At 59.8% G+C, this 11468-nt stretch carries 7 protein-coding genes and 2 riboswitches; of the genes, 4 read left to right on the top strand and 3 right to left on the bottom strand.

Annotation, left to right across the window (positions count from 1 at the left end; translation table 11 throughout):
- Window positions 1–766: 766 nt before the first annotated feature.
- Complete coding sequence (locus KUV45_RS15580) at window positions 767–2446, bottom strand: diguanylate cyclase (protein WP_222162084.1); 1680 nt, start codon at window positions 2444–2446, stop codon at window positions 767–769.
- A gap of 154 nt (window positions 2447–2600) precedes the next feature.
- Between KUV45_RS15580 and KUV45_RS15575 the strand changes: the two genes are divergently transcribed.
- Both KUV45_RS15575 and KUV45_RS15570 read left to right on the top strand, forming a co-directional pair.
- On the top strand, window positions 2601–3449 hold the full coding sequence (locus tag KUV45_RS15575; RefSeq protein ID WP_222162083.1) for a hypothetical protein: 849 nt from the start codon (window positions 2601–2603) through the stop codon (window positions 3447–3449).
- 72 nt (window positions 3450–3521) lie between these two features.
- A riboswitch (TPP riboswitch) is annotated at window positions 3522–3685 on the top strand.
- 78 nt (window positions 3686–3763) lie between these two features.
- On the top strand, window positions 3764–5209 hold the full coding sequence (locus KUV45_RS15570; protein WP_222162082.1) for a sodium:solute symporter family protein: 1446 nt from the start codon (window positions 3764–3766) through the stop codon (window positions 5207–5209).
- 265 nt (window positions 5210–5474) lie between these two features.
- On the opposite strand, the gene KUV45_RS15565 is transcribed toward KUV45_RS15570, so the two are convergent.
- Entirely contained in the window at window positions 5475–6764 is a 1290-nt protein-coding gene (locus KUV45_RS15565) for an LLM class flavin-dependent oxidoreductase (RefSeq protein ID WP_224851764.1), read from the bottom strand.
- Window positions 6764–7567 carry a 3-oxoacyl-ACP reductase gene (locus KUV45_RS15560; protein ID WP_222162081.1) on the bottom strand — a complete coding sequence of 268 codons (804 nt, stop codon included), beginning with the start codon at window positions 7565–7567 and terminating at the stop codon, window positions 6764–6766. Before KUV45_RS15560 ends, KUV45_RS15565 begins: the two co-directional genes overlap by 1 nt.
- Window positions 7568–7614: 47 nt before the next feature.
- Window positions 7615–7712: riboswitch (TPP riboswitch) on the bottom strand.
- A 540-nt stretch (window positions 7713–8252) separates the two neighbouring features.
- Here KUV45_RS15560 and KUV45_RS15555 point away from each other — a divergent pair.
- Both KUV45_RS15555 and hutH read left to right on the top strand, forming a co-directional pair.
- Complete coding sequence (locus KUV45_RS15555) at window positions 8253–9920, top strand: BCCT family transporter (protein ID WP_224851767.1); 1668 nt, start codon at window positions 8253–8255, stop codon at window positions 9918–9920.
- On the top strand, window positions 9913–11433 hold the full coding sequence (gene hutH / locus KUV45_RS15550) for a histidine ammonia-lyase (protein WP_222162080.1): 1521 nt from the start codon (window positions 9913–9915) through the stop codon (window positions 11431–11433). Before KUV45_RS15555 ends, hutH begins: the two co-directional genes overlap by 8 nt.
- Window positions 11434–11468 lie beyond the last annotated feature (35 nt).

Raw genomic sequence — 11468 nt, 5'->3', positions numbered from 1 at the left:
TCAAACGTCTCGTTTGACGAGTCGCTTGCCTTGATATTTCAGTGACATTGTCACTGACTCATCGGCAAGCGCCCACATGAATTACCTGATCAATTTTTAAAGAGCGTGCTCTTGACTCTGGTGAGTTCAATGAGCGCCTCGCTATTGCCGAGCGCTTTGCCCAGCACCCTGCGAGGAAGGCGCATTCTACAGAATCGAAGCGTTTCGTCAAGCGCTTTCTTTTGCGTCCCGCAAGCGATGCTTGCAGACTTCAAAAGAGAGCGAAGCGTGCCTCAGTGCATCTTTCGATGCCCTGTCGGCGACCCCGATCAAGTGGCGAGCATTTTACCGATTTCTCGTTGCTCGTCAAGCAGTGATTTTTCCGAGAAGCTTCAAAAAGCCTTTTCAAATCAACTACTTTTACCACTCTTCACCGCCTGTGACGTTTGCTCGTCGCCGGCAGCGGATGCGTACTTTACGGATCTCGAGGCAGCTTGGCAATAGCCTGAATCAAAAAAACTCATCAGCGCATGACGGCTCTGTTATGTCCTCGCCATAACGTTCGCGGGGACCCACCTTTAGTCGCCGTCATTGCCACATCCATACACCGTCGCAAGGCATCAGCACGCAAAAGGCCCTGGCATCGCCAAGGCCTTCACGCCACTACACCTGGCAAGAGACCTCGCAAGACGCCTCGCAAGACACCTTGCAGGGAACGAGCACTAGCGCGCCGAAAGCGAAGACCATCCAAAGACCATCCAAAGACCATCCAAAGACCAGCCTCTGTTTAGGCCATATGACGCTTGCCACATACCCGGTTGCGTCCGGCGTGTTTTGCGGCGTACAGCTCTTGATCCACGCGCTCAAATAGCGACGTAAATGTCTCCCCCTTGGTGTACGCACCGACGCCCATGCTGATGGTGATGTTCAACTGCTGACCGTCTGCAAGTTCGATCTGGCTCTGGCTGATGGCCTGGCATACACGCTGCGCCGCGCTCATGGCCTCCTCCAATGCGGCATGACGCATGACGATAACGAACTCCTCGCCTCCGGTACGGGCCACCAGGTCACCATCACGCAGACACTGCTCAACGGCCTGACCGAGCCACACCAAGACCTGGTCTCCTACCACATGCCCATAGTGGTCATTCACTTGCTTGAAGAAGTCGATGTCCAGCACGGCCAGGGCAAAGCCCGTCCCCCGTGAAGTGCACTCCTCTATAAGTTCGTCGACATAGCGATCGAGCTGCGCCCGATTGGGCAAGCCCGTGAGCGGGTCACGCAATGCTTGATCTTCCAGCTCGTCGCGCTCCCTCTTGATTCGCGCTACGTCCAGTTCGTTGGTAATCACTCGCTCTACTGCACCGGTCAGCAGACGCACCAGCTCAATATCAACCTCTGAAAAGGGCTGGCGACGAGGTCTAGCGCTGGAAAAATTAAGCGTTCCCCAGACGGAGCCCTCTATCCAAATGGGCGCACCAATATAGGTTTCCAACTGAAACGCCTGGTAACAGGGGTGCCCGCTGACACGCTCATCACACCTGGCATGATGGGTAGCAAAGACGTCACACGCATCAAGGGTAAGACGGCAATACGTATCCCCCAGAGGAAAGGTATCCCCAGGACCTACCGGCGCCCCATCACTGGCCGCCCAGCGCACGCTGTACTGCTCACCCACCACCTCGCTGACCAGCGCGATGTCCAGGCCCAGGTAAACAAGGGCATCTCGCAGCAGCATGTCGACAATCTCGGACGTCTCGATATCCGTGCGGTTAACGCCGGTGTGCACATCCCGTAGCAGCTGAATCATCGATCGGTATTCAGAGACGTCCTGAATGATGGCGTAGAAGCCGGCGACACCGTCATCCACGATATCCGGCAAGTAGTTCACCTTGAAAAATGCTCTCCTGCCGTCCTGCAATACCAGTGAATCCTCGTAGCTGACCTCTACCCCCGCCAGGGCACGCGCGAAGCGCGGCTGAATCTTCGCATAGGAGGAGGCGTCGAGCACCGATGCCACTGGCTGACCTGCCAATTCAGACGACGTAAGGCCAATGAAGTCCTGATATGCCTGATTGTTGAAGCGAAAGCACAGGTCTCGATCCACATAGGCCACCATGACTGGAAGATGATCCGCTAGCCGAGCCACTACACCATGGTCAGGTCGTTGCTGCATCGGCAGACGCAGCACCATGCTGCCATCAGGCAGCATCACGTAAGCCGAGCTACGGCTTTGCCCCCTTCCCTGCTCATCCCACTGCCTGCCCGCACCCGCCATGGCTTCTGCAAGCCTGGCGGAGTGCCCCTGCAGCTCCGACAACGAACGTCCGACAACCTCATCGCGAGATCCTCCCAACACCGACGCACAATCGCCGGCCACGTCTAGCACCACCGCCGCTGGCGACACCCTGACGAGTACCGTCCCGGCAAGCGTCAATGCTTCTCGCACCCAGGCATACTGGTCCATGCTGGCTCTCCTGGTCGTTCCCCTGACGTGATAGGACGCACAAGCATCCTTCTGGCCTGCTCATGAATTTGGCTGTTTGTATGGTTGAATGCATCAGAATTTTCCACGCTGCGTGGACAGCACGTTCGCTCACGGTGCTCAAGAGGCGAATGCCATGTATTACCAGAACTTGATGGCGATCGAGAGAGCTCTCTCGCTCACGTACCAAGGACATGCCGCCTGGCTGGTGACTCAACTGGGCAGCGCTTACGGTCTTGTGGATTACCGTATGCAGACCACTCAAGCGGAGCCGGTTGACGACGACGGCAACGCCTATCGACTACCGCATCCGTTTAAGGACCAGCGCCAGCACGCCGACGTCCATCACTCCCCCCTGACGACAGTCCATGTCAGCCAGGGTCGCGACCACGTCGCGGAACTACTGCTGCCGGACAGCCCGACACAGACCCATCTGGAAGTCCTGCACGCGACGCTGCTCGGACAACCTTCGCTGGTTCGCCTTATCAACTTAAATGGCTCCCCCGCCCGACTGAGGCGTGCCGAGCAACATGAGCCACTGGTACAGCAATGCGATCAGCTGCTTGCGCTGCTGGTCCAACCTGCGCTGCGCCTGGTAATGGCTGGGCAGATCAGGGACGTACATCGCATTGGCCTGCATGCCCATCAGAGGGGATTCGAAGTCATCTGGTGCAGAGGCCAGCCAGGCACTGCGCTTGCCGAGGACACTGTCTCACCAGACACTCCCACGTCAGGCCTGTCCTTTCCCATGTCAGACCTGTCCTTTCCCATGGAAGTCCAGCACGCTGAAGCTGCCCACTTTCTTGCCGGCGGCGGAGGGCATCGGCGCACCCTCGTGCTGAACGCTACCTCTGATACGTCGCTGGCAGAGGTGGCGAAGAGCTCGGGTTGCTTCGACTGCAACAACAACCCCCACCCCAGGCTCTCGGAGACGACCCACTGGCTGGATCGGGCCTGCCAAACACTGTCACTCGAGGGGCGTTAGCGGCGCGATGCTTCCGCAACGAGCGCCCTACCTTTCTGCAATTGACAGCCCCGCGAGCCGGCCCTAGTCTGGACCTCTTCCTAGGGGAGCCCTACTGGCCATACAGGTCGTGACAGCGCCGCGACAGCGCTGTATCGCACCAAGGCCATAGTACGGGGCTGAGATTCCGCATTGCGCGGTAACCCTTTGAACCTGATCCGGGTCATGCCGGCGAAGGGAAGGATGGTTGCCGCACTCCCTCTTTCTTCCTGCCCGCCGTCCGTCCCGATGTCCACTGGTCCCTGCGGACAACGATAAGAAAGAGGTTTCTCTCGATGATGCTCGACCCTCTCTGGACGGCGCTGTGGCTGCTGCTGTGCGCTGCCATCTTTGCCATTCCAGGCCTGCTCTACGCCCGACGCCGTCGGGGCGGCCTTGATGACTACATCTCCGCACGTAACAGCCAAAACACTCGTGCCACGGTGCTGACGTTGATTGCCACCACACTGGGCACCTGGATCCTGTTTGGACCGGCCCAGGCTGCCACCTGGGGCGGTATCGCGGCGGTCATTGGCTACGCGCTCGGCTCCATGGTGCCTCGCCTGATGATGATTCCTCTTGGTCGACGCATGCGGGAGCTGATTCCCGAAGGCCACGGCCTGACCGAGTTCGTGATCCACCGCTACGGCCGCACGATGTATGCCTTCACCCTGGCGATTATGCTGTTCTACCTGTTTATCTCTCTGGCTGCAGGGCTGACCGCCATCGCCCACATGGTGACCCTGCTGGCCCCAATCCCCCTCTGGCTGACCGCCAGCGTGGTGATGGTCGCTACCCTGCTCTACACCTTTTACGGCGGCCTGCGCACCACCATCTTCACTGACAAGGTGCAGATGCTGGTGATCCTGCCACTGCTGGCTCTCTTGCTCATGTTTGGCTGGCAGGCGGCGGGTGGCGTTGCTCCGACGCTCGAGGGGCTGCACGAGCGTGCTCCGCAACTGCTGGATATCACCGATGCTGGCGGCCTGCGCGCTGGCCTGACCTTCTTTCTCGCGGTGATGCTAACGGGTCTGTTCTACCAAGGAACCTGGCAGAGGATCTATGCGGCCCGGGATACTCGCGTGCTCAGGCGTGGCTTTTGGATCGCGGGACTCTTCAACTTCCCGGTCATCGTGCTCATGGGTTTGTTCGGTCTGGCGTTCATCGGCCTGGGACTTGAGGGAGACGGCTCCGTCGCTCTGTTCAGCGTATTGTTGTCCGACGTGCCGCTGTGGTTTGCCTTGGCCCTGATTCCTCTTGGCCTTGCGCTGGTAATGAGTAGCGCCGACACAACGATCAATGCCACCTCCAGCATTATCGCCGTCGACATGCACAGGCTGCTGCCCCAGGCCAGTGAGGCGGCCTTGATGAGAATGGCGCGCTGGCTCATCGTCGTCGCTGCAATACCAGTGACGTGGGTCGCTGCGCAGGGCTACAGCGTCCTCTACCTGTTCCTGCTGGCAGACCTGCTGTGCTCTGCCGCAGCCTTTCCGGTGTTTTTCGGCCTGTTCAACCGCCGCTATCACGGTCGCAATGCTGTGATCAGTACCGCAGCAGGTCTGCTGGCCGGACTGTGGATGTTCCCCTCGCCTAACGGTGGCACCGCGACGCTACTGGAATCCTTCCTGCTGGCTGCCTTTGTTCCGGTGCTGGTATCTCTCGTCCTGATGAAGCTGATGCCATCTCGGGAGAGCTACGACTTCGACCGAATGAGCGGCCTGGTGAGACGCTTCCAGAACTAAGGAAACGCTGAATAAATGTTTCGAGCGATGACAGGTCGGTAGCTGCCGGAGCGGAAAGACCGGAGTTTACATGCGGTTAAATGAGGATCTTGAGCACCGCCAGCAGCCGAGATATCGAGCGCAGTAATTTATGCAGTGTTTCCCTAAGGCAATCAAACCGACGCCACTGAACCGAAACCATAACGGCGGGGCGAGCTCCCCCGCTGTTATGGCGGATGTCTGTAGAGGCTGTCATGCCTAGCAGCAGTGTGAACAAGACGCCAGCTCAGCAGCTGGGGCGTGACAATCCAAGATGGTCGCGCAGCGTCTTGCCCTCATATTCCCGGCGGAAGACCCCACGTCGCTGCAATTCCGGCACGACCTGCTCGACGAAGTCCTCGATGCCCTGAGGCAGTGAGGGTGGCATCAGGTTAAAGCCTTCGGCCCCACCCTGTTCGACCCAGCGCTGCATCTCATCGGCAATTCCCTCCGGCGTGCCGACCATCGTGCAGTGCCCACCTCCGGCGGCGAGCCGCCCCATTAGCTGTCTCAGGGTTGGCCGTTCGCTCTCGATAATGCGCAGGATGGTGGCATAGCGTCCTTTCGGACCCGTAAAAGCCTCCAGCGGCGGCAGCGCGGGCACGGGCGCATCCAGCTCCCAGTGACTGACGTCCTGGCCGATAAACTGGCTCAACTGTCGTCGCGAGGCCTCTACCGGCAGCAACTCGTCAAGTTCACGCTGCTTGCGTCGGGCCTCTTCCTCGGTAGACCCGACGTAGGTCACAAGCCCCGGCATGATCGCCACCCTTGAACGGCCTGCGGCTTTTACCCTCGCCTTGAGGTCACCGCAGTAAGCCTGGGCCGATGGCAGGTCGTAGGCCACCGCGTAAATGGCTTCGGCATAGCGTGCCGCCAGGTCTCGCCCCTGTTCTGATGCCCCCGCCTGAAATAGCACGGGATGGCCCTGTGGCGAGCGAGGCACCGTCAAGGGGCCATCGACCAGAAAATGCTCGCCGCGGTGATGAATCGGTTGCACTAGAGCAGCATCCGCATAATCGCCGTGGCGATCTCGCAGCAGCGCGCCATCGCTCCAGGAGTCCCACAGCGCCAGCACGGTATTGGCAAACTCTTCCGCTCTAGCGTAGCGCTGCGCGTGGCCCGGCATACCTTCCAGGCCATGATTGCGCGCCTCGCTGTCGAACATTGACGTCACCAGGTTCCACCCAAGCCGTCCGCCCGAGATATGGTCCAGCGATGCCAGCATGCGAGCCGCATGAAAGGGCGTATAGAAGGTACTGGAGACGGTCGAGATCAGGCCGATATGCTGTGTGGCACGCGCCATCGCGGCAAGCATTGTCAGCGGCTCCAAGGTCCACAGCGGACCGTCTGCGACATTGCCCGCGGCATGGCCATCGGCAAAGAAAACCGCATCCAGGCGACCGCGTTCGGCAAGCTTGGCCAGCTCTTCGTAGTAGGCGATATCCGCCAATCGCTCGACGCTGGAATCAGGGTGTCGCCAGGCCGCCTTGTGATGACCGCAGCCCAGGATGAAGAGATTCAAGTGCATAGAGGTCATCAGCCTTTCACCAGTCCGCCATCGACAATCAGATTCTGCCCGGTGATGGCCCTGGCCCACGGGGAAGCCAACAGCAGTACCGCGTCTGCAAACTCTTGCGGGGTGGTCACCCGTCGCAGCGGTGTGTTGGCGGCGATGAGGTCAAACACCGCGTCTGGTGTGGCCCTGGAAGCGTCCGTCGTGCGCAGCAAGCCGCCGGACACCATATTGACGCTGATATTGTCTGGGCCGAGATCCTGCGCCAGCGTACGCGTCAGCGACAGCAGCGCCGCCTTGGCCGCGGTGTAGTCGTGATACGGCACCACCGGGTTCTGGAACAGGTTGGTACCAATATTGATGACACGCCCGACACCCGCCTCGCGCATGCCGGGAAGCGCTGCCTGCACCGTGTTGAGCGCACCACGCACCACACCCTGAAGTTGATGGTCCAGATGCTCCCAGCTCAGCGAGTCAGGCCCAGGCCGTGCGTCCCCATTGAATGCAAAGTCCGGCAGCGCATTGTTGACCAAGGTAGTCACAGGCCCACCGAAGCCCTCACTGGCCCTCGCCAACATGGCCTCCACGCCATCCCGATCGCACACATCCGCAGCGACGGCCAAGGCATGTTCCGGGTAATCAGCGACTAGCGCCCGGGCGCCTTCTTCGCTGCAGCGGTAGTTGACCACCACGCGAGCGCCTTCTCGCAGGAAGGCGCGCGCCAGGTGAGCGCCCAGACCACGCCCTGCGCCGGTAATCAGCACAATTTGAGCGGAGATATCAGGCGCAACGGGGTCGACAACAGAAGAGGTATCGGGAGCGGTCATGCGATGAGTCCTTGGTCGAGGCGGGGAACGCACGTCGAGCCAGGGACAGACGACTGCGCTGACATCCCTTCGCCGGTATGAACTGGATCAGGTTCGACGGGTATTTCTCAGCCCTGGCTCAGCCAGGACACCCCGTGTCATGCGATCTCGACCTTAGCCCATCACCTTGCCCGGAACAAGACAGCGAGTATCAAGCAGATGAAAGGGCCTACCCTGATTTGCCATCCTGGCACACGCCGCGACAACCCTATCGCGCCCCGGCCCCTTCACCAATCAAATGTATACACATTTAAGCGACGTCTTTCGACCTGCACGGCCTTGGGCTTTGCTTGCCTTCCCGCTGTGACTCTCGCCCATTCTCCCCCTCTATCCTGACCCTCTCGTCTACCTTGTTACCACCCCCTACTTTGGTACTACCCATTATCGGATCGACGCTTAGAAGGATATTCAACGTATTGTTTATCAAAAATAAATTAATATAAGAGTGATCTATCTTTCATCATGAAAGGGAGCTGACGTGATCGCCAGCTCACTCGGCTCTAGCCTTTTCGATCTTTATTGTATATACATTATGACGGATTGACGGACCGCATCAGCGGTTCGCCAAGGAAGCGCTGAGCACCTCCGCTCAGGCATCGGTGCAGCGTTTCCCTAAGCCTGCCACACGCATCTGTGAGATCGGCCGATGACAACACCCGACAATGCTGATCCACTGCGCCACCTGGTAACGCCATCACCCGTGGAGAACAAGAATATGTCCGCCTCCAGCAGAAGGCCGCTAAGAAAAGCCGTCTTCATACCCACCTTTTCCATCATCATGGTGGCCGTGGCCACTGGCCTCATCAACAACGACATGCTGGTCGATGTTGCCAAAGGGGTCTTCTACATCTCCCTGTCTGACTTTGGCTGGCTGTATCAGCTGATTGCCGTAACGGCCCTGGTGGTGTCGGGCTTCATCTTCTTCTCCCGGGCCGGTGATATTCGGCTGGGTGGCAAGGATGCAACGCCTACCTTTTCCTTCGCTGCCACCTTCGCCATGGCGCTGACGGGAGGGATTGCCACGGGGGTCGTCACTTACTCCGTCAATGAACCGATCATCTATCTAGGCAACATCTACGGCGAAATCAGTCACCAGAGCTTCGCTCCCGGCAGTGGCGAGGCCGCCATCTTTGCCTTGGCAAGAAGCTTCCACAACTGGTCATTCATTCCCTACGCACTTTATTCCATCGTGGGGCTGATGATCGGCTACATGCACTTTAACCGCAGAGAACGCTTCTCGATCTCCTCAACCGTCAGCCCCGTACTGGGCAGGCACGGCAGCAAGATCTGGGTAAGGTCCCTGATCGATATCAATTCCGTTCTGGCCATCGCGCTCGGCCTGGCCTCTTCTCTTGGCGCAGGTCTGGCATTGATCAGCTCAGGCATCGAAGCACAGTACGGCATCGAATCCAACGCCATGACCTGGCTGGTGCTGACGATTGCCATCTCGGCGATCTTCATCACCTCCGCTGTCTCGGGATTGAAACGCGGCATCCGCGTGCTGTCATCGATCAACGCCTATATCTTCTATGCCTTCGTCGCGATTCTGATCATTGTCGGGCCACTCAACTATATTCTGAGCCTGTCGGTGACAAGCCTCGGCTACTGGGCAGACAACTTCTTTCTTTGGGCTTTCGATACCAAGGAGTCTGGTGGCGAAGCGCTGGTCACCTGGTGGACGATGTATGACTGGTCGATCTGGATCGCCTACGCCCCCCTCATGGGACTGTTTCTGGCCCGTATCTCCTACGGCAGAACGCTCAGGGAGTTCCTCATCATCAACTGGATTCTGCCCTCTGTCTTCGGCCTGGTCTGGTTTGCCATCTGGGGTGGGTCCGCCCTCAAATGGCAGATGGATGGAACGCTGGATCTGATCAGCATCATCAATGACAGTGGCGCGGTATCCGGACTGTGGGGCTTCCTCCAGCACCTGCCCATGGCCAGCCTGCTGGTACCGCTGGCGATTTTCACCCTGGTCATTTCATTTGCAACGGCGGCAGACTCCATGTCATCGACCATCGCGACCATCTGCACCAGCAACATGTCCGCAGACGAGGAGTCGCCCAAGCAGCAGAAGATTCTGTGGGGCCTGTCGATCGCGGCTATCGCCTATGTGATGGTGGCCTTCGGCGGAGGCGCCCAAGGCGTCGATGGCATCAAGTATCTTGCCGCAGCGGGAGGCTTTACCGTGGTCTTCCTGTTCGTGCTGATATTGATCAGCGCCGTGCGAACCTTCATGACTCGCCCCCCCCAGGGTGCTGCCAAGCAGCCGGCCGAGGTCTCTCAGCCGGTGACGGGAGGCGTGAATGAGTAACCCGATAGTAGTCTCAGACGTAGCCCCCGGCTGGCTGGATGTCATCGCCGTCGCCCGCCAAGGACGCGAGCTGACGCTGGATGAGGGTCGCTGGGCACGCATCGAGCGGGCCCGCCAGGTGGTGGAGCAGATGGCGGATGCCAGCACCCCCTACTATGGCATCAACACCGGCCTGGGAGCGCTGTGTGACGTGGTGCTGGATCGCCAGCAACTGAGTGACCTGTCGCGCAATACCCTGATGAGCCACGCCTGCGGAGTCGGAGCCCCCCTGCGGGTCGAACAGGTCCGTGCCATCATGTGCTGCGCTGTCATCAACTGGAGCCATGGGCATTCGGGCATCAGCCCGGGCATTGTCCAGGGACTGCTGGCATTTCTTAATATGGGGATCACCCCGGTGGTGCCAGGCCGGGGGTCCGTGGGCTACCTCACACACATGGCCCATATTGGTCTGGCCTTGCTGGGCGTCGGTGAGGTCGACCATGCCGGTGAACGACGCCCCGCCAGCGACGTGCTCGCTCAGCATGCGCTGACACCCGTCGTGCTGGGTCCCAAGGATGGGCTCAGTCTGGTCAATGGCACCGCCGCGATGACAGGGCTTGCCTGTATCGCCCTGGACGATGCCCATGTGCTTGCCGACTGGGCCGACGCCATCGGCGCTGCCAGTTTCGAGGCGCTGTCAGGCCAGCAGGCTGCCTTCACGCCTGAGGTGCTGGCGCTGAAGGGTCAGCCTGGCGTGGTGCGCAGTGGCGCCAACTTACGGCGACTGCTAGCCGACAGCCAGCACCTGCAGCAGTGTCAGGGCCACCACCTGCAGGATGCGCTCAGCCTGCGGGCCATGCCCCAGGTCCATGGCAGTTGCCGAGAACAGCTTGAGCACGCGATACGCCTGGTCGACGGAGAGATCAGCGCAGCTACCGACAACCCTCTGGTGATCGACGAAGGCACCCATGCCAGAATCGTGTCACAGGCCAATCCTCATGGGGCGCCGGTCGCCCTGGCCTGTGACAGCCTCGCCATGGCGGTGTGTGAGTGGGCATCGATCTCGGAGCGTCGAAGCTATCGCCTGGTCACTCCCCAGGCCAGCGAGCTTCCCGCCTTTCTCACGCGTGACAGCGGAGTGAAGTCCGGACTGATGATTGCCCAGTACACGACAGCGTCGCTGGCGGCAGAGGTCAAGCGGCTGGCTCTGCCCGCATCGGTCGATAACTATCTCACCTCTGGCCTGCAGGAAGATCACCTTAGTTTCGGCGACAGCGCCGCCCTCAAGCTCGACCAGGCGCTGGAAGGCGCTCTTCGCGTGCTCAGTATCGAGCTGTTACTGGCCGTGCAGGCATTGGACTTGATTCCGAACACGGGCTTTGGCCTGGGAGCCGAGCTCACACGGCGCCTGGTCAGAGAGCGTATCGATCACTATGACGAAAGTCGGCCGCTGCATCAGGACATGGAACAGGCCCTGTCGCTACTGAAAAGTGCCACCGCCATCGCGGAGGTACGACGTCTACTCGACGCGTGAGATGACCACCCTTTCTTGCCCCGGGCCAGCAGAAC

Origin of the sequence: Halomonas sp. DP3Y7-2, from assembly GCF_019800795.1 — a bacterium.
GTDB classification, from domain to species: domain Bacteria; phylum Pseudomonadota; class Gammaproteobacteria; order Pseudomonadales; family Halomonadaceae; genus Halomonas; species Halomonas litopenaei_A.
Note: the sequence above shows the minus strand (reverse complement) of the source record. Positions and strands in the feature narration are given on the sequence as shown.

Coding starts and splice junctions, on each gene's coding strand:
- KUV45_RS15570 (WP_222162082.1), top strand. CDS start 3,764: ATGATGCTCGACCCTCTCTGGACGGCGCTGTGGCTGCTGCTGTGCGCT.
- KUV45_RS15555 (WP_224851767.1), top strand. CDS start 8,253: ATGACAACACCCGACAATGCTGATCCACTGCGCCACCTGGTAACGCCA.
- KUV45_RS15575 (WP_222162083.1), top strand. CDS start 2,601: ATGTATTACCAGAACTTGATGGCGATCGAGAGAGCTCTCTCGCTCACG.
- KUV45_RS15565 (WP_224851764.1), bottom strand. CDS start 6,764: ATGACCTCTATGCACTTGAATCTCTTCATCCTGGGCTGCGGTCATCAC.
- KUV45_RS15560 (WP_222162081.1), bottom strand. CDS start 7,567: ATGACCGCTCCCGATACCTCTTCTGTTGTCGACCCCGTTGCGCCTGAT.
- KUV45_RS15580 (WP_222162084.1), bottom strand. CDS start 2,446: ATGGACCAGTATGCCTGGGTGCGAGAAGCATTGACGCTTGCCGGGACG.
- hutH (WP_222162080.1), top strand. CDS start 9,913: ATGAGTAACCCGATAGTAGTCTCAGACGTAGCCCCCGGCTGGCTGGAT.